16 protein-coding genes are annotated in these 19,245 nt (G+C 58.2%); 6 read left to right on the forward strand and 10 right to left on the reverse strand.

Going from position 1 to position 19,245, the window contains the following annotated elements; genetic code table 11:
• Positions 1-189 precede the first annotated feature (189 nt).
• The 4 genes from HNQ72_RS17755 (at position 190) to HNQ72_RS17770 (ending at position 5,253) form a co-directional block, all read left to right on the forward strand.
• The gene (locus HNQ72_RS17755; RefSeq protein ID WP_244654593.1) at positions 190-1,038 is read left to right on the forward strand and encodes a transporter substrate-binding domain-containing protein; all 849 of its coding nucleotides are present in this window, start codon (positions 190-192) and stop codon (positions 1,036-1,038) included.
• A gap of 81 nt (positions 1,039-1,119) precedes the next feature.
• The gene (locus HNQ72_RS17760) at positions 1,120-1,734 is read left to right on the forward strand and encodes a flavin reductase family protein (RefSeq protein WP_183993794.1); all 615 of its coding nucleotides are present in this window, start codon (positions 1,120-1,122) and stop codon (positions 1,732-1,734) included.
• A 322-nt stretch (positions 1,735-2,056) separates the two neighbouring features.
• The gene (locus HNQ72_RS17765) at positions 2,057-2,968 is read left to right on the forward strand and encodes a LysR family transcriptional regulator (protein WP_183993796.1); all 912 of its coding nucleotides are present in this window, start codon (positions 2,057-2,059) and stop codon (positions 2,966-2,968) included.
• A 104-nt stretch (positions 2,969-3,072) separates the two neighbouring features.
• Positions 3,073-5,253: a malate synthase G gene (locus HNQ72_RS17770; RefSeq protein WP_183993798.1), complete on the forward strand. Its 2,181-nt coding sequence runs from the start codon at positions 3,073-3,075 to the stop codon at positions 5,251-5,253.
• A 141-nt stretch (positions 5,254-5,394) separates the two neighbouring features.
• Here HNQ72_RS17770 and HNQ72_RS17775 read toward each other — a convergent pair whose 3' ends face one another.
• The gene (locus tag HNQ72_RS17775; RefSeq protein ID WP_183993800.1) at positions 5,395-6,888 is read right to left on the reverse strand and encodes a carnitine 3-dehydrogenase; all 1,494 of its coding nucleotides are present in this window, start codon (positions 6,886-6,888) and stop codon (positions 5,395-5,397) included.
• A 200-nt stretch (positions 6,889-7,088) separates the two neighbouring features.
• Positions 7,089-7,991: a 3-dehydrocarnitine:acetyl-CoA trimethylamine transferase BcoG gene (gene bcoG / locus HNQ72_RS17780; RefSeq protein WP_183993802.1), complete on the reverse strand. Its 903-nt coding sequence runs from the start codon at positions 7,989-7,991 to the stop codon at positions 7,089-7,091.
• A 105-nt stretch (positions 7,992-8,096) separates the two neighbouring features.
• On the opposite strand from bcoG, the gene HNQ72_RS17785 reads away from it, so the two are divergent.
• Positions 8,097-9,062, forward strand: coding sequence for a GlxA family transcriptional regulator (locus tag HNQ72_RS17785; protein ID WP_183993804.1), 966 nt, complete (start codon positions 8,097-8,099; stop codon positions 9,060-9,062).
• Between the two features lie 418 nt (positions 9,063-9,480).
• On the opposite strand, the gene HNQ72_RS17790 is transcribed toward HNQ72_RS17785, so the two are convergent.
• From HNQ72_RS17790 to HNQ72_RS17820, 7 genes are all read right to left on the reverse strand, one after another.
• A complete protein-coding gene (locus HNQ72_RS17790; protein ID WP_183993806.1) occupies positions 9,481-10,851 on the reverse strand; it encodes an FGGY-family carbohydrate kinase in 1,371 nt (456 codons plus the stop codon).
• Positions 10,848-11,168, reverse strand: a complete 321-nt coding sequence (gene rhaM / locus HNQ72_RS17795; RefSeq protein ID WP_183993808.1) for an L-rhamnose mutarotase — start codon at positions 11,166-11,168, stop codon at positions 10,848-10,850. The genes HNQ72_RS17790 and rhaM overlap by 4 nt, the downstream gene beginning before the upstream one ends.
• Positions 11,165-12,187: an ABC transporter permease gene (locus HNQ72_RS17800; RefSeq protein WP_183993810.1), complete on the reverse strand. Its 1,023-nt coding sequence runs from the start codon at positions 12,185-12,187 to the stop codon at positions 11,165-11,167. The genes rhaM and HNQ72_RS17800 overlap by 4 nt, the downstream gene beginning before the upstream one ends.
• Complete coding sequence (locus HNQ72_RS17805) at positions 12,184-13,173, reverse strand: ABC transporter permease (RefSeq protein WP_183993812.1); 990 nt, start codon at positions 13,171-13,173, stop codon at positions 12,184-12,186. The genes HNQ72_RS17800 and HNQ72_RS17805 overlap by 4 nt, the downstream gene beginning before the upstream one ends.
• A 10-nt stretch (positions 13,174-13,183) precedes the next feature.
• On the reverse strand, positions 13,184-14,710 hold the full coding sequence (locus tag HNQ72_RS17810) for a sugar ABC transporter ATP-binding protein (RefSeq protein WP_183994413.1): 1,527 nt from the start codon (positions 14,708-14,710) through the stop codon (positions 13,184-13,186).
• Between the two features lie 105 nt (positions 14,711-14,815).
• A complete protein-coding gene (gene rhaS, locus HNQ72_RS17815; RefSeq protein ID WP_183826569.1) occupies positions 14,816-15,823 on the reverse strand; it encodes a rhamnose ABC transporter substrate-binding protein in 1,008 nt (335 codons plus the stop codon).
• A gap of 53 nt (positions 15,824-15,876) precedes the next feature.
• Entirely contained in the window at positions 15,877-16,695 is an 819-nt protein-coding gene (locus tag HNQ72_RS17820) for a DeoR/GlpR family DNA-binding transcription regulator (protein ID WP_183993814.1), read from the reverse strand.
• Positions 16,696-16,893: 198 nt separating this feature from the next.
• On the opposite strand from HNQ72_RS17820, the gene HNQ72_RS17825 reads away from it, so the two are divergent.
• Positions 16,894-18,990 carry a bifunctional rhamnulose-1-phosphate aldolase/short-chain dehydrogenase gene (locus tag HNQ72_RS17825; protein WP_183993816.1) on the forward strand — a complete coding sequence of 699 codons (2,097 nt, stop codon included), beginning with the start codon at positions 16,894-16,896 and terminating at the stop codon, positions 18,988-18,990.
• 48 nt (positions 18,991-19,038) lie between these two features.
• Here HNQ72_RS17825 and HNQ72_RS17830 read toward each other — a convergent pair whose 3' ends face one another.
• Positions 19,039-19,197, reverse strand: coding sequence for a YqaE/Pmp3 family membrane protein (locus HNQ72_RS17830; protein ID WP_148146741.1), 159 nt, complete (start codon positions 19,195-19,197; stop codon positions 19,039-19,041).
• Positions 19,198-19,245: the final 48 nt, after the last annotated feature.

The raw sequence follows: 19,245 nt of genomic DNA on the forward strand, positions 1-19,245 counted from the left end.
GCGCGAATAGACATCTTTGCCAACCACCCTGTTTTCATCGCGTCAGCCCGATCTATTCCAAATGCGACTAGATTCTACGAAATTAATTCGTTGGGCTGAAAAAATTCTCATTCGCATTCTTTCCGCGCATACCAGTCCGGCAACGCTAGCGGCCGGATACTCTGTGACAAAGAAAAAATGGGAACAGATATGAAAAGTGCAAAATCAGTATTCGCCCCGGCCGTTTTTCTCGCCGCGACACTGCTTACCCCATACACCTCGAATGCCTCGGATCTTGTCGTGCCGCCAGCACTGAAGGAAAAAGGCAACATAATTGTAGCGATCGAGTCGACCTATCCGCCGATGGCCTATCGGAACCCGAAGACCAATGAACGACTTGGCTTCAATGTCGACCTGGTCACCGCAATGGCCCAAAAAATGGGTATTGAGGTCAAATGGGAAGAACTGAGTTTCGAACAGTTGGCGACCGCCTTGGAAGTTGGGCGCGTCGATCTTGTGGGAACTGCGATCAGCGATCTTCCCAGCCGCCGCGAGAAAATGACATTCGTGGATTATCTGCGCACCGGGGCACAGCCCTTCACGACTGTTGCGAACGCGCAAAAGTTGAAGACCAGTGCCGACCTCTGCGGATTGACCGTAGGAGCGCCCAGTTCAACGAATTATTTCCCTGCTACAAAAGCATGGAATGAAAAGAATTGCGTCGGCACCGGCAAGGCGGCCATGACCGTGAACGGCACGCAAGGGGCCACTGCGGCGCGCCTGGATCTCAAGCAGGGTCGTCTCGATGCCGCCGTGCTTGGCCCGGAATATGTAAGCCACCTAATGCGAGACGAGCCTGACACCTATATTCTCGTCGGCGATCCGCTGATCGAGACACTTTTCGGTCTTGCCGTTAGCAAGAAAGACCCGGCCATGCGTGACGCGGTGGCGGGAGCAATCACCTCACTCATCAAGGACGGTACCTATATGTCCCTGCTCAAGAAGTACGGCCTGGAAAGACAAGCAATGGCCGAGGTGAAAATCGACGCAGGCCAGTAATAGCCGCCGAAAGGCAAGCCTTCTTTCCCTTCGGCCGTCATCATGGCCGAAGGGATCTCTTTCAGGAATTCAAGCAGGTCAATGACAGACACGATTACCATCGATTTTTCGGAAATAGAGCCGCGCGACAAATACAAGATCATGATCGGCACGATCGTACCCAGGCCAATCGCCTGGGTGACGACGGTCGATGCCGGTGGCCGGCCCAATGCAGCCCCTTACAGCTTTTTCGGTTGCCTCAGTTCCGATCCGCCGATCATCGGCCTAGGCATCGAATACCGAGCCGATGGCCGTTCAAAGGACACCGCTCGCAACATTCGCGATGTCGGCGTTTTTACGGTGAACATAGTCTCCCATTCGCTCGCCGATGCAATGAACACCACTGCTTTCCCGTTTGACGAACATGTCAACGAAGTCGAAATGGCGGGATTGACCCTTCGTTCGGGCGTCAAGGTAGCGTCTCCAGCAATTGCTGAATCTCCCGCGGCACTGGAATGCAGGCTGCATAGCTTCATCGACTTGGGCAAATCGCGAGAAATTATTCTTGGCGAGATCGTCGCCGCACGACTGCGAAGCGACATCATCAACGAGCGTTTCCACATAGACCCGATGGCACTTGATGCCGTTGGAAGGATGGGAGGTAGCGCCTATTCAACAACGAGAGACTGCTTCGATATCAAGCCGCCCACCCTGTGAAATCTACGTTCCAACCGGGGGACACCCTTGGTTGGAACGATGTGGGATTTCATCTGATGTGTCCGCCCTCGGACGCCGAAATCTTGAAGGCACACACCAAACATAGGCGTGGGGCTGGCAACAATGCTGCTGCGACACGCCGGTAAGTGCGGTCAGCGTCGCTGATGGAGCGCTATTCCTCAAGACGCTTGACGACCAACACCACAAGATCTCCAGAATTCGGCAGGGTTTCTGCACGAAGAAATCGAAATCTGGTGCAATCCTCTAAGGTCCGCTATGGGAAATAATGTAGATTATTTATTCTGGCGGGGAGAAAATATCGATGAAAGACTTGGGCGATCTCCAGATTTTCGCCAAGGTCGCGTCGACGCGCAGCATGTCTGAGACCGGCCGTATTCTCGGCCTTTCTCCTGCCGTCGTCTCCAAGGCGATCAAGCGTCTTGAAACTTCACTGGGGGTACGACTACTCCAGAGAACGACCCGACAGATCGCGATCACCGAGACGGGGCAAGCATTTTACGAGCGTGTTATCGAAATTCTGGCAAGCGTGCAGGAGGCCGAGAATTTCGTTTCGGGACGTTCAGCAGAAATCGCGGGCGAGTTGAGGGTAAGTGCTCCGACTTCTTTCGGGCGAATGCATGTAGCACCGCATCTCAGAGGCTTTATGGAGCTTTATCCGAATGTTTCTGTAGAGCTCGTGTTGTCTGACGCCTTCACGGATATCATCAGTGAAGGCTATGATCTCGCCATCCGCATCTCCGCCCTCAAGGATTCCGGACTGGTCGCGCGAAAACTGGCGGCAACCCGACGGATACTCTGCGCCTCCCCGGAGTATCTCGCGCGGTTTGGCGTTCCCGAGACAATGCGGGAGTTGGCAAATCACACATGTCTGCCGGCGCACAACGGAGAGCCCTGGCGACTGGAGGGGCCGGAAGGATCTCTCACCCATCGTCCCGAGGGCAAGCTGAAGACGAATTCCAGCGAGGTTATCCGTGAAGCGGTGATTTCCGGACTTGGCATAGCGTTGCGCTCCACGTGGGATATCGGCACGGAGCTTTCGACAGGCAGACTGGTACAAGTGCTTCCAGGGTATGAAGGGCCGCAAAACACAACAGTCTCGGCCGTCTACCCCAGCCGCCAGTTCATTCCGCCAAAGGTTCGCGCATTTTCCGAACATCTTCAGCGGATCTACGGACCCGAACCTTATTGGGAAACGACGGGTTCAAAAAAATGATTTTATCCTTTTGGGAACAAGTCATTTTCATTGATGTCTGTTGTAATTACCAATCATTCGCCGCCATCTTTCGCAGAATAGAAACGTTTTAGGGGAGAAACCGTATGGCACGCAAGGAAATCGCCGGTCTTCAGATTGACGAGCAACTCTATCGCTTCCTGGTGGAGGAAGCTCTTCCCGATACGGGCGTCGATACCGATCGCTTTTTCGAGCAGTTCTCGGCGATCGTCCACGAGCTGGCTCCGAAAAACCGCACCCTTCTCGCCAAGCGCGATGCCTTCCAGGCCAAGATCGACGACTGGTACCGGAAGAACGGTGCGCCGAGCGATATGGCTGTCTACGAGGCCTTTCTGCGTGAGATTGGCTACCTTTTGCCCGAAGGCCCCGATTTCCGTGTTTCGACCGAAAACGTCGATTCGGAAATCGCCACTATCGCCGGCCCTCAGTTGGTCGTGCCGGTGATGAATGCCCGCTACGCCCTGAATGCCGCCAATGCTCGCTGGGGTTCGCTCTATGATGCGCTTTACGGTACCGATGCGATCCCGGAAAATGAGGGCGCCGATAAGGGCAAGGGATACAATCCGGTCCGCGGTGCGAAAGTCATTGCCTGGGTGCGCGATTTTCTTGATCGCTCTGCGCCGCTCTCCGGCGCGAGCTGGAAAGATGTTGCGTCATTCAAGATCGATACCTCGGCCCTGTTCGTGACGCTCACCGATGGACAGGTAACGGGGCTCACCGATCCGGCTCAATTTGCCGGCTATCTGGGTAATGCTGCGGCGCCGACGCAGATCCTCCTGAAGAAGAACAATCTCCATGTCGAGATCCTGATCGATGCGACGACCGCAATCGGCAAGGATGATCCGGCCCATATCTCGGATGTCTGGGTTGAATCGGCGATTACAACGATCATGGACTGCGAGGATTCGGTCGCAGCCGTCGATGCCGAAGACAAGGTCGTTGTCTACCGCAACTGGCTCGGCCTGATGAAGGGCGATCTGACGGAAGAGGTGTCCAAAGGGGCTAAGACATTCACCCGCAAGCTCAATCCTGATCTCGACTACACGGCACCGGACGGGTCGAGTTTCGAGCTGAAATGCCGATCGCTGATGCTGGTTCGCAATGTCGGCCACCTGATGACCAACCCGGCCATCCTCGATCGCGACGGCGCTGAAGTGCCGGAAGGCATAATGGATGCAATGATCACTGCGTTGATCGCCATCCACGATATCGGCCGGACCGACGGATCGAAGGGCCGCAGGAAGAACTCACGGCACGGCTCGATGTATGTGGTAAAGCCGAAGATGCACGGGCCGGAAGAAGTCGCCTTCGCCGCCGAAATTTTTTCGCGCGTGGAAGATGCGCTCGGCCTGCCCAGGAATGCAATAAAGATGGGCATCATGGACGAGGAGCGGCGTACGACGGTCAACCTCAAGGAAGCGATCCGGGCTGCGAAGGATCGTGTCGTCTTCATCAACACCGGCTTCCTCGACCGCACCGGCGACGAGATCCATACCTCGATGGAAGCCGGCCCGATGATCCGCAAGGGTGACATGAAACAGGCTGCATGGATCGCGGCCTATGAGAACTGGAATGTCGATATCGGGCTCGAATGCGGTCTTTCCGGCCATGCCCAGATCGGCAAGGGCATGTGGGCGATGCCCGACCTCATGGCGGCGATGCTGGAACAGAAGATCGGCCACCCGAAGGCGGGCGCCAATACCGCCTGGGTACCGTCACCAACGGCGGCAACGCTACATGCTACCCACTATCACACGGTCGATGTGGCAGCAGTTCAAAAAAGCCTGAAAAGCCGTGCCCGAGCCAAGCTTTCCGACATTCTTTCAGTGCCGGTGGCGCCGCGCCCCAACTGGACGCCGGAGGAAATAAGCCGCGAGCTCGACAACAATGCACAAGGCATTCTCGGTTATGTCGTGCGCTGGATCGATCAGGGCGTCGGCTGCTCCAAGGTGCCGGACATCAATAATGTCGGCCTGATGGAAGACCGTGCGACGCTGCGCATTTCGGCCCAGCACATGGCCAACTGGCTGCACCACAAGGTCGTAACCGAAGAGCAGATCGTCGAGACGATGAAGCGCATGGCAAAGGTGGTCGACGGCCAGAACGCCGGTGATCCGCTCTATAATCCAATGGCAAAAGACTTCGACGGCTCTATCGCATTTGAGGCTGCACTCGATCTGGTTCTGAAGGGGCGCGAGCAGCCTAACGGTTACACCGAGCCGGTCCTTCACCGTCGCAGGCTGGAGCTGAAGGCAAAGGCCAGTTGATCCAGAGCCATCTCCAATAAGCAAACAGCCGCCGGGAATGTCCTCGGCGGCTTTTTCGGTTTCGCAATTTTGGCGTCCTTACCGGATCAGGCCGTTTCCCTGATCTGGCAAGAAGGATCGCTTGCTGGACGTAACCGCCCCCTATACGACCTTCTGCCCCACGGACCGCCCTACCCCTTGCGGCACCGGCAGCTTGGCATGAGCGTCTGCTATAGGTGCAAGTCTGGCCAGAATCTCTGCCGGTGCGGCGGAAGACTTGCCGGCCTTGGCACTCACATGCAGCATCAGTTGTTCGGCGGTCGCAAGCACCTCGTCGCTCTGCGCATCATGAATGGTGGTAAAATACCGGATGCGTTTTTCATCGAAGCCGAGCACCTGCAGCCTTGCATAAAGCCCCTGCCCGAGCTTTGCCTCGCCAAGATGCCGGATATGGGTTTCGACCGTGTAATAGCTGTGCCCCCCTTCGACATAGGCGAAGTCGACACCGATCAGCCGCAAAAGCGCATCGGACGTGTCGCCGAAAACCTGCAGATAACGGTGTTCGGTCATGTGACCGTTATAATCCACCCATGCAGCGCTTACCCTTGTATCGACCAGCCGCAGCGGCTGCGAAATGTCGGGTGCTTCCTTCCTGCCGCCACCCTTTGCCCAGAGACGCTTTTCGAAATCGGCCAGCACCTTCCCGGAACCCCAGCCCTTTCCGCCATCTCCCGCCTTGAGAGCCTGCATGATGCCGACTAGGTTCTCGTCGCGGATACGCTCAAGCTCGCGTATGCCACGGGCACCGGACTGGGCGTCCGATTGCGCGGCGATCTTGTCGACCAGCGCATCATCGAGATCGACCACATCCGTCAGCTTCGTCCAAGGCCATGAAAGGCAGGGGCCGAACTGCGCGAGAAAATGGCGCATGCCCGCCTCACCGCCTGCAATCCGATAGGTTTCGAACAGGCCCATTTGAGCCCAGCGCATGCCGAAGGAATAGCGGATCACGTCATCGAGCGTCTCGGTATCGCAGATGTCGTCATGAATCAGCCACAGCCCCTCGCGCCAAATGGCTTCCAGCAGCCGGTCGCCAACAAAGGCCTCTATCTCCTTTTTCAGGATGACGCCCTTCATCCCGATCGGCGCCAGCCTGTCTCTGGCGCGCTTCAGCGTTTCGGCTGAAGTCCGCTCCCCACCCACAAGTTCGGCCAGCGGCAGAAGATAGACCGGATTATAAGGATGGGCGACGAACATCCGGTCGGGATGCTGCATGTCACGTTGCAGCTCGGTCGGCATGATGCCCGAGGTCGACGAACCGATCAGCGCTTCCGGATCGGCATATCTGTCGATCTCGGTAATCACGTTACGCTTGAGGTCGATGCGCTCGGGTACGCTTTCCTGAATCCAGTCAGCCCCTGCGACAGCCTCTTCCACGCTCCCGCAGAAGGTCAGCCTTCCCTTTGGCGGCAGCGGCGCCATGGTCAGCATGGCATAAGCGCGCTCGGCATTCGCCAGTACCTCGCCGACGATACGTTTGGCTTCCGGATGCGGATCGTACATCGACACGTCTATCCCGCCGAGCAGGAACCGGGCGGCCCACGCTCCGCCGATCACCCCACCACCGATACAGGCTGCCTTCTGGATACTCGTCATGATTTTACTCCCCGTGTTCCGTCGTGTTGCCCCTCATCCGCCTACCGGCACCTTCTCCCCGTCTTGACGGAGAGAAGGACGCTAGCTGCAACCTCTCCGTCCCTCGCCGTTGTCGAGCGGGGCACGTCCCCTCTCCCCGTTTACGGGGAGAGGGTGAGGGGCGGCGTTTCGCTCAGCAGTTCGTGATTGAGCGGCAACTCCTACCGCTTCACCAGCTTCAGTTTCTCTCGCACCGCATCCGGCCCGATGATCTTCGCACCCATGCCCTCGATCACCCCGACGGCCTTCTCCACCAATTGCGCATTGGTCGCGAGCTGCCCCTTGCCGGCGTAGAGATTGTCCTCCAGCCCTACCCGGACGTTGCCGCCGGCCAGAACCGCAGCCGCCGGATAGGCGAGCGCATTGCGGCCGATCGAGAAGGCCGAGAAGGTCCAGCTCTTCGGCACGTTATTGACCATTGCCATGAATGTGTTGAGATCGTCCGGCGCGCCCCAGGGAATGCCCATGCAGAGCTGGATCAGCACCGGGTCCTCGATCAGCCCCTCCTCCACCAGTTGCTTGGCGAACCACAGGTGACCGGTATCGAAGGCTTCGATCTCGGGGCGCACGCCGAGCGCCGTCATCTGCCGCGCCATTTCGCGCAGCATCGAGGGCGTGTTGGTCATCACATAGTCGCCAAGCGAGAAGTTCATTGTGCCGCAATCGAGCGTGCAGATTTCCGGCAGGCACTCGGCGACATGCGCAACGCGCTCGGTCGCACCCGCCATATCGGTGCCATCGGGATTATAAGGGAACGGTGCCTCGACATTGCCGAAGACCAGATCGCCACCCATGCCAGCCGTCAGGTTCAACACGACATCCACATCAGCAGACCGGATGCGATCGGTGACTTCCCTGTAGAGTTCAAGGTTGCGCGCCGCTGCCCCGGTCTGAGGGTTTCGAACATGGCAGTGCACCACCGCCGCCCCTGCCCTGGCGGCATCGATAGCCGAGTCAGCAATCTGTTTCGGGGTGATCGGAACGTGGCCGGATTTTCCAGTGGTATCGCCGGCACCGGTCACGGCACAGGTAATGAAGACCTCGCGGTTCATCTCGAGCGGCATTGCTCCCTCCTTTTCGCTGCCGCCATTACGAGCGACGGAAAAGGAAAATGCTTTCCACTATCGGCACTGCTCTATACATTTTCGGAATGCAGCGAAGGGAAGCGCATGGATGATAACCAGCATATCGACATTCTCCTCTTGCCTGAAACCAACCTCATTCTGCTATCCTCGGTCATCGAGCCCTTACGCGCTGCAAACCGTATCGCCGGGCGAAATCTCTACCGCTGGACGATCTACTCTCCTGACGGCCGATCGGTCGAGACGACATCCGGCATCCCCGTCCCTGTCTCAGGCGCATTCCGCCCCGGCCGCGAAACCGATCCGCTTTTTGTTCTGGCCAGTTACAACTGGAAAAGCGCGGCAACCCGCGAACTGAAATTTCTCCTTTCGCGAACCGCCCGCCACCGGACATTGATCGCCGGCATAGAGAGCGGCGCTTTCATCCTCGCCGAAGCCGGTCTGCTTGATGGTTTCTCGGCTACCAGCCATTGGGAGGATTTCGACGATTTCTCCCGCGCCTATCCGCAGGTCACCATGATCCGCGAGCGGTTCGTTATCGACGCCAAACGTATCACCACCGGTGGTCCGCTCCCAACGCTCGACCTCATGCTGGAACTGATCCGCCGTGCCAACGGCTATTCGCTGGCGCTCGAGATATCGAGGCTGTTCATTTACGAACAGGAGCGCCGCGAAAGAGATTTTGCCGATCATCCGCTTATCCGCAGCACGGAAAAGATCGACCCGCGCGTACAGGCTGCAGTAAAGCTCATGGAGAATACGGTCGAGGCACCACTCTCTCTCTCAAAACTCGCCAGACGGTCGGGCGTCAGTATCCGCCACCTTCAGGATCTCTTTCACCAGACGATGGGCGCAGCGCCTCATACCCACTATCTCGCACTTCGCCTCAACGCCGCTCGTCGAAAGGTGATCGAGACCAGAGCGAGCTTTGCCGATATTGCCGCCGAGACCGGTTTCAACTCCGCTTCGGCTTTTTCGCGCAGCTATCGTGCCAGTTACGCTGAAAGCCCCAGCGAGACACGCCGCCGATTGAAACCTGCGATCGGACGCTGAGAGCGAAGCCACAGCCAAGCTCGTCTTGAGCCTGAAAGATGAAGGCACAGAGACTTGCCCGTTAACGGATCATGAAACCCCTTGGGCATAACCTGATATGGAACGGATGGCGTCGAGATCACGTTGTTTTGGTGGAAATCCGGGCCAGTTAACATCTTGAAAAATCGCGACAAGCTAGGCGATACGAAACCTAATCAAGCATTTAGTTTCGCTACTGGATAGTTAACCATATCTGGCTGAAGGCTCGGAGCAGGGATATCCTGTTGATTCGTACTATAGGCCTAAGAGCATCGTCTGAAAACATGGGATCCCGGTTATCAAGAGCCTTGTTTTCCGGCGCATGCGGAAGACGTTGACAGCTGTCAACAGCCCCAGCCCGCAACTTGGCTCTCCACGTGCATTCCGGCCGGAGCAAGGCTCAAGTGCTGGTGAGCCAATCCGCCCTGTAAGCAGAAAGGCCCGTGCAATCGATTACAACGGCGGGAACGCCGCGGCGGTCAGCCGGTTTTATGCCTGCCAACAAAGCCGCCCCCTGGCTCGTACCAGTCGAGCCAGGAACTGCAATCACCTCCCTGCCCGTCAGGCTGGAGAGCAGACTAAGATAGAGTGCGTTGAGAGCAAACGGTCCTTCAACGAGGATAGGCCCCCTGCCGCCCGCCAGCTCAAGGCAGGTCTCCGTCATCAGCGCAAAATAGAGACAGGCTGCAGCCCAGCGCTCATCGGTAGACGCGCTCTCCCCATTCATCCATTCTCGCACGCGCCCCGGGAACGGCCCGGATCCGGCAACGATATTCGGCAACAGCATCAGGCGTTTCTCGATGACGTCAGGCAATGCGGCCCTGGCCCGATCCTGATCCAGAATGCCCAGCTCGCTTGTCAGAATCTCGAACTCCCGGCCGCCCATGAAACGGGCCGAGGGGACGACACGTCCGTATGCATCGACATTCGCCAATGCGTCGCGCATCATATCCAGCCGGTCGACATCGCCGCCCACGGCGAAATTGATGACCCATGTACCCGTCGAAACCACAGCGAATGGCGCGTCCCTTTCCGTAAGATACGGCAAAAGCGAAGCGTTGGAATCGTGAATGCCGCAAAACACCGGAACAGGTTCGGGCAGGGAAATTCCCGAAACAATATCAGCGCGGACCATACCGACCTGATCAAAGGCTGAATGCACCGGAGCCATCAGGTTGCGAATATCCAGCGCATCGACGAGCGAGGAAAAACGCCCCTCATGAGGTCTCCAGAGATCCGTATGGCAACCGAGCGACGTTACCTCGTTGGCAGCAGCACCGGTCAGCCTGTAGGCCCAATATTGCGGATAGGTAAGGATTGACCGGACGCGCGAAAACGCCTCGGGAAAGGCCGATTTCTGATAATGGATCTGGGCACCCAGATTAAGTCCACCGGACAGACGCGGCGAAAAGGTCTCGGCAAAATCCGGACGGATCTCGTAATAAGCGAGCTGAATGTCTTGCGGATACTGATACTCGTAGTCGAGGACCGGCAAGGCCAATTGCCCGTCCGCATCGATCAACGCAGCCGCAGCGCCGTGCGTCGTGATCGAAATCGCATCAAAGCCTGGCGCCTTGGCGAATTCTGCAAGGGCTTCAAGCAGAAACGACCACAGCGCCTCGACATCGTAATGAGGGTAGGGCGGGCCTGAGAGAACCCGGTTGGGCATGCGCCGCATCTCGATTTCCGCACCGCTGGCGGCATCAAAAATCACGACCTTCGCATTCGTCTTGCCGATATCGAGAACGGCGATCCTTTCGAACTTCCTCATTGCAGATGAAACACCGTGGTGAGATCGCTCTGCACCGGCGAATTATCCGGATTGGTCTCCATGATATCCGCCATATGCGCCCACCAGCGCTTCATCACCGGATGCTCCGGCAGGCTCGCCATCGAGTGATCGACCGGCCGCGACAGCACGCCGAACAGCGCGTTTGTCTCGCGGTCGAGATGGATGGAATAATCGCGCACGCCCGCTTCATGCAGAAGCGCACTCAGCTCCGGCCAGATCTCGTCGTGGCGCTTGCGATACTCGGCCTCCATGCCGGGGTTCAGTTTCATCTTGAATGCGTATTTCTCTAAAATCATTTTGTACTCATGAACCTTATGCGGCGCACCACGATGGGAAGCGCAATGGTGATGATCAGAAGAAGGCCGACAAAGATCGACATGACGATGCCCGGCACGTTCAAAAGGCCAAGCCCGAAGGTAACGAGGCCCATGACGAAGGCCGCGATGACGACACCGGCAATCGTGCCGGCACCGCCAAGGATGGAGACCCCGCCGAGCACGACCATGGTGACGATCTCCAGTTCCCACCCTTGCGCGATCGAGGGACGGGTAGAGCCGAGGCGCGAGGTGAGGCAGACGGCCGCGATGCCGGACATCAGCCCGGTCAAAAGAAACAGCTTGAACTTGATCCGCTCGACCGGAATGCCGGAGAAGCGCGCAGCAAATTCGTTATTGCCGATGACGAAGATCTGCCGGCCGAAATTGGTCGCATGCAGTACGATGCCGAAGATGATGGCCAGCACGATGAACAGCACGAATTCGAACGAGAAGACCCAGACGACATAACCCTGCCCGAAGTAGGCGAAATCGGCCGGATATTTGCCATAGGCCTGGTCGCCGAGCGTGATGTAGGAGATGCCACGAAACAGGCTCATCGTGCCGATGGTGACGACGATCGACGGCAGTTTCAGCACCGAGACCAGCGTGCCATTGATCGCCCCGCAGGCAAGCCCTACACTGAGGCCGATTGCTACCAGCCCCGGCGTGCCGATCCCCATCTGGGCAGCAGCACCCATGGCGGTGGAGGCAAGCGCGATGATGGCGGCCACCGACAGGTCGATCTCACCGACGATGATCAGCATTGCCATGGCAAAGGCGATCATCGCCTTCTCGGTAAAATTGAACGTCGCGTCCGAAAGGTTCCAGGCGTTGAGGAAGTAGGGCGAGGCGAAGGAATTGGCGATGAAGATCACCACCGCCACGCCGAAAAGCAGCACTTCCCAGCTGCCCAGCAGGCGGCTCACCGGCGTGCCGAGCCGATCGGGAATGGCGGAACGCGTCCTGGTTTCAGCCCCTGTGTCGCGGGTGTCGCTCATGCGGAAACCTCCTTGGCACCACGATCGCGCAGAATGATACGCCCGGCCTTGCGCTCGGCGCGGGCATTGAAGACGACGGCCGCGACGATGACGATGCCGGAAATTGCCATCTGCGCGAAGGGCGAAATCCCGATCACCGGAAGCGCATTCTTGATGACGCCGAGGAACAGCGCGCCGAGCACGGCACCGGCGACCGTACCGATCCCGCCAGCAATCGAGATACCGCCGATGACGCAGGCCGCCACCGTATCAAGCTCAAAGCCTGCCGCGACATCGACATAGGCGACAGCGTAACGCGACACCCAGAGGTAGCCGGCAAGACCTGCCAGCGCGCCCGAAAGCGTGAAGGCGAAAAACCGCGTCCGGCCGATATCGATACCGGCATAGACCGCCGCCGTTGGGTTGCCGCCGGAAGCATAGGTCGCGCGTCCGAACTGAGTTCGCGTCAACACGACCCACATCATCAGCACGATGGCGATCGCCATCCACGACAGGAGCGGCATGCCCAAAACGGGCAGGCGAGGGAAGTTGAGGAAGCCGGGTGTCATCTGGTGCGAATTGACCCAGGCTCCACCCGAAAGCACGAAGGCCATGCCGCGATAGATGGTCAGCGTGCCGAGCGTCACGACGATCGGCGGGATTCTGAGCCACCAGACCAGCATGCCATTGATGGCGCCCAGCGCCGCACCGATACCGACAGCCAGGATGACCAGCAGCGCCAGCGGCATGCCGGGATAGGCCGCATCCATCATCGCCACCGCCATGCCGGTAAAGGCCAGGTTGGCGGCGACCGAAAGATCTATCGACTTGGTCAGGATCACCGTCATCTGGCCGAGCGCCAGAATGATCAGGATCGACGTATCGTTGAAGATATTGGCGAGGTTGCCGGGCGTGGCAAAACCGGGCGCACGGGTGGCAAAACCCGCCACCATGATGGCGATAATGCCGACCAGAAGCAGCTCGCGGTGTTTCAGCAGTTTTTTCATTTGCGCTTCCTCACGCATTGCCGGTTGCGGCGCGCACCAGCGTTTCGGCGCTGAGCTCGGAACGATCAAAGACACCCGCCGACAGGCCTTCGCGCATCACCAGCACCCGGTCCGACACGCCGAGAATTTCCGGCAATTCGGAAGACACCATGATGATCGACAGGCCTTCGGCCGCCAGTTCGCTGATGAAACCATGCACGGCCGCCTTCGAGCCAATATCGATGCCCTTGGTCGGCTCGTCGAGAATGATGACCTTCGGCAGCGTCGCCAGCCATTTGCCGATCACCACCTTCTGCTGGTTGCCGCCCGAAAGCGTACCAACAGGTACGGAAAGAGCCGCCGCGCGCAGATCCAGCCGCTCGGCATATTTGCGCGCCAGCGCCAGTTCGTTCGCAGCCTTCAGGAAACCGGATCGCGAAGTGCGCGCCAATGACGGCAGCGACATGTTCTGGAAGATCGGCATGGGCAGCGCCAACCCGTGGCGACCGCGCTCTTCCGGCACATAAACAATACCCGCCGCAATCGCGTCACGCGGCGAACGAATCTCAAGCGTCTCGCCCTCCAGCACAAGCCGGCCCGAAGACGGCCGTGTCACGCCGAACAGCGACTGGCAGATTTCCGAACGTCCGGCACCGACCAACCCATAAACACCGAGAATTTCGCCGCGCTTCAAGTCGAAGGAAATGTCGCGATATTCCGTCGGGTGGCAATAATTCTCGACCGAAAGCACGGTCTTACCGATCGCCACCTCGACCTTTGGAAAGATGTTGGAGACATCGCGACCCACCATCATCCGCACAATCGTATCCTGCGGTGTTTCCGCCAGACGCCCATGACCCACAGCCCGGCCATCACGAAACACCACGAAATTCTCGGCGATCTCGTAGACCTCGTCGAACTTGTGGCTGATGAACAGGATCGCCTTACCCTGTCTTTTCAAGCCTTCGACGATGCGAAACAGATCGTCGATCTCCTTGCGGGAGAGGGCGGCCGTCGGCTCGTCCATTATGACGATCTGTGCCTCGACCGAAAGCGCGCGGGCGATGGCTACGAGATGCCGCTGCGCAATCGAAAGATCTTTTAGCCGGATGGTCGGATCGATCTCGCTTTCCAGCACATGCAGCAATTCACCGGCGCGCGCATTCATGGTCTTCCAGTCGATCAGACCGAAGCGCGTGCGTGGCGCATGCCCAAGAAAAATGTTCTCGGCCACAGACAGTTCGTCAAACAGCACGGTTTCCTGATGGATCGCCGTCACACCGGCATCAACAGCATCCTGCGCGCTTGCAAAGCTGACCGGCTGGCCGTCGATAAAGATCTCGCCTTCGCTGGGCACGTAGATCCCGGTCAGGATCTTCACCAGCGTCGACTTGCCGGCGCCATTTTCACCGATCAGGGCGGTCACTTCACCGGGATGAAGCGAGATATTGACGCCATCCAGCGCCTTAACACCTGGAAAAATCTGGGAAATTCCACGCATTTCCAGGATGGTCGCTCGCTCGGAGCCTCTCGAATCCTGAATAGGCGCCATCTCCATGCCCGTCCGTTCAACTGCGGTCATCATCATATCTGCCAATTGGAAGTCATCGCTGGTCCGGCGCCAAAAACCTGGCGGCGCCGGACCTTGAAGTCCCGGGAGGGATCAGAAGATCTTCGAGAACTCGTCGATATTCTTGGCGTCATAGATGAACGGATCAGCCATCGCGGCCTCGCCGTTGTCACCGATCTTGATCTTGCCCATGCGGCCGGCCGGGATTTCCGAACCCGGCTTACCGTCGGCATCACCCTTCACCAGATGATAGGAGATCTGGGTGGCGCTGTAGCCGAGATCGATCGGGTTCCAGATGGCGAATTCCTTGGTCGCACCGGACTTGATCGCGCCTGCCATTTCAGACGGAAGACCAAGACCCGTGACATAGACCTGACCGATCTTGCCCGCATCCTTGACCGCCTGGGACGCCGCCAGCACGCCGACCGTGGTCGGCGCGACGATGACCTTGACGTTCGGCTGCGAGGTCAAAAGACCCTGGGCTTCACGATAGGACTTGTCGGCAAGGTCGTCACCATAAACCGTGGTGGCGAGGTTGAGACCGGGGAAATCCTTCAGCTGCTTCTTCATCTCGCCGATCCAGATATTCTGGTTGGTCGAGGTGGTGGTGGCGGACAGAATGGCGAAATCGCCCTTGCCGCCTTCAAGATGGCTGGCTGCAAGCTGCAGGCACATCTTGCCGATCAGCTCGCTCGAAGACGGGTTGAGCTGCAGGATACGGCCTTCGGGTGCCACGCCGCTATCCCAGGAGATAACCTTGATGCCACGCTGCGCCGCCTTCTTAAGCGCCGGCACGACCGCATCCGGGTCGTTGGCGGAAATGGCGATTGCATCGACGCCTTGAGCGATCAGCGAATTGATCACTTCGATCTGGCCTTCCGCCGTCGTCGAGGTCGGGCCTGTATAGATGATCTCGACGCCGCCGAGTTCCTTCGCCGCTTCCTGTGCGCCCTTGTTGGCGGCTTCAAAGAAGCCGTTGCCGAGCGATTTCACCACAAGTGCGATCTTCATGTCGGCGGCATTCGCCGCAGACGACATCATGGCAACGGCCAGTGCCGCGCCAAGAGCCAGCTTCTTCGCCAGTTGTTTCGAAAGTTTCATGCCAATTCTCCTCCCAAAGATTGAACTTATGTCCATTTCCTCCCGTCGACGCCTTATGCGACCGACGGGGTATCTTCCTCACCCTTATGTGCAGCACCTGCCATACCGGCGATGATCAGCTTCACGCCGGCATCCTCCACCATGCGTTTCGCATCCTCCGAGACGCCGTCATCGGTGATGATGGTCGTCACGCGCTCTAGCGGACACAGGATCATGCTCGACCGCCGCTGGAATTTCGATGAATCGACCATAACCACCAGTTCTTCGGCCTGGCTCATCAATTTCTGCTCACTCTGGATCACCAGTGCATCCGGCTCCATGATCCCGAGAGGGCCGATCCCTTGCGCCCCGATAAACATGCGGCGAGCGTAGAAATTGCGAATTGCGTCATTGTCGAAAGGTGACAGGATCAGGCTCTGCTCGCGATAGATCGTGCCGCCCGGTACAGTCACATTGTTCTTGGAATGCTTGACCAGATGCTCCGCGATCGCAAAGGAATTCGTCATCACCTGCATGCGGCGCGCGGCCATATAATGCACCATCTGGAACGTTGTCGTTCCACCATTGATGATGATCGATTCACCCTCGTCGCACAGATCGACCGCCTGGCGCGCAATTGAGCGTTTCTTATCGATATTGACCGATTCCGACACGCGGAATGAGCGTGCGGCCAGCTGGCCGATCTGCGGCGGATGCACCGCCTCCGCTCCGCCCCGCACCCGGCGAAGCTTTCCCTGCACGTGCAAAGACGCGATATCCCGGCGGATCGTCGCCTCGGACGCATCCGTCAGATCGGCAATATCCTGCACCGTGATCACAGGCTTTTCCTGGATCGCGCTCAAGATTATGCGATGTCGTTCGCGTTCGTGCATGGTCTCCTCCTGAGGCCAACTATTATCAGTTTCTTAAAGTTGTCAATCACAAACGATCAAGATTGATTTTACCGCAACGCAACATGATCGAACTTGATCAATTGCGATTGACAAGCGACCAAACATCGCGCGATATCCTGTCGCACAAACGGCGCAGGAGGACCAGCGTCGTCACAAAATACCGTCAGGGAGGACGACATGTCGGGCCAAATCCGCCTTCTCGATAACCGCTGGGATGATGCTTATGCTGCCAAGCTCGATGAGCCGGGCAAGCTGCTTTATCGCTCAAATCTTCTGGGAAGCGACAAGCGCATCACCAATTACGGCGGCGGCAACACGTCCGCCAAGGTCATGGAAACCGATCCGCTGACCGGCGGGCAGGTCAAGGTCATGTGGGTCAAGGGTTCCGGCGGCGATGTCGGCACCATCAAGCTTGACGGCTTCTCCACCCTTTATATGGACAAGCTGGAAGCACTCAAAGGCATCTACAAGGGCGTGGAAGACGAAGACCGCATGGTCGGTTTCCTGCCGCATTGCACCTTCAACCTCAATCCGCGCGCCGCTTCCATCGATACGCCGCTGCACGGTTTCGTTCCTTTCACCCATGTCGACCACATGCACCCGGATGCGATCATCGCGATTGCCGCCTCGAAGAATTCGAAGGAACTGACCCAGAAGATTTTCGGCAGCGATATCGGCTGGCTCCCCTGGCGCCGCCCCGGTTTCCAGCTCGGGCTGGATCTCGAAGCCTTCGTCAAGGCCAACCCGACCGCCAAGGGCGTCGTGCTCGAAAGCCACGGCCTGTTCACCTGGGCCGACGATGCCAAGGATTGTTACCTGCTGACGCTCGAGATCATCAACAAGGCGATCGAGTGGTTTGCCAAGGAAACCGAGGGCAAGACCATCTTCGGTGGTGCCGTCGCAAAAAGCCTCGGCGCAGAAGACCGCCGCGCCATCGCGGCAAAGCTTATGCCGGAAATTCGCGGCCGTATCGGCAAGGTGGAGCGCAAGCTCGGTCATTTCGATGATCAGGATGCCGTGCTCGAATTCGTCAATTCGAAGAACCTTGCACCGCTGGGCAGCCTCGGCACCTCTTGCCCCGACCATTTCCTGCGCACGAAAATCCGTCCGCTGATCGTCAATTTCGATCCTTCCAAGCCGGATGCCGATGCCGTGATCGCCGGTCTGGACAAGGCACTGGAAGATTACCGGGCCGACTACACCCGTTATTACGAGAGCTGCAAACACGATAACTCGCCCAAAATGCGTGACCCCAACCCGGTCATCTTCCTGGTTCCGGGCGTCGGCATGCTGTCTTTCGCCAAGGACAAGGCGACCGCCCGTATCGCCGGCGAGTTTTACGTCAACGCAATCAATGTCATGCGTGGCGCATCGACCGTTTCCGAATATCAGGGCCTGCCGGAGCAAGAAGCCTTCGATATCGAATACTGGCTGCTGGAAGAAGCAAAGCTGCAGCGCATGCCGAAGCCGAAAAGCCTGGCAGGGCAGGTCGCTTTCGTCACCGGCGGCGCCGGCGGTATCGGTCGCGCCACCGCAACTCGCCTGATCGGCGAGGGCGCCTGCGTGGTTCTGGCGGATATCGACCAGAACGCACTTACCGAAACGGAGGCCGATTTTGCCAAGCGCTTCGGTGCCGATGCCGTGCGTGGCGTAAAGCTCGATGTGACCGATGAAAATGCGGTCGCGAATGCTTTCATCGAAGCATCCGTCGAATTCGGCGGCGTCGATATTCTCGTCTCCAATGCCGGTATCGCCTCTTCGGCACCGGTGGAAGACACCACGCTTGCGATGTGGAACAAGAATATCGACATTCTTGCCACCGGCTATTTCCTCGTCTCCCGCGAAGCCTTCCGCCTGTTCCGTCGACAGAAAATCGGCGGCAATGTCGTCTTCGTCGCCTCCAAGAACGGCCTTGCCTCGTCGCCCAACGCGTCTGCCTATTGCACCGCCAAGGCTGCCGAAATCCATCTCGCCCGTTGCCTGGCGCTCGAAGGGGCCGATGCCGGCATCCGCGTCAACACCGTCAACCCGGATGCCGTCCTTCGTGGCTCGAAAATCTGGAGCGGCGAGTGGCGTGAACAGCGCGCATCGTCTTCCAAGATCGACGTGACCGAGCTGGAGGAACATTACCGCAAGCGTTCGATGCTGAAACTCAACGTCTTCCCGGAAGACATCGCCGAAGCGATCTACTTCCTCGCCTCGGACCTCTCGGCCAAATCCACCGGCAACATCATCAATGTCGATGCCGGCAACGCCCAGAGCTTTACGCGCTAAAAACATCTGCCTGCCATCGGGAAATCCTATCCCGGTGGCGGGTTTGCGCTACTTGCGCAGGATCACCCAGATTGCATGGATGATACCGGGAACGTAACCGCATAAGGTCAGCAGAATATTCAGCCAGAAATGCAGGCCGATGCCGACCTGCAGGAACACGCCCACAGGCGGCAGGATGATGGCGAGAAGGATGCGAATGACGTCCATAAAACCCTCGTCTTTGAAATAATTGCACACGATAACGCAGGCAAAGCC

Origin of the sequence: Aliirhizobium wenxiniae, assembly GCF_014201355.1 — a bacterium.
Lineage (GTDB): Bacteria > Pseudomonadota > Alphaproteobacteria > Rhizobiales > Rhizobiaceae > Neorhizobium > Neorhizobium wenxiniae.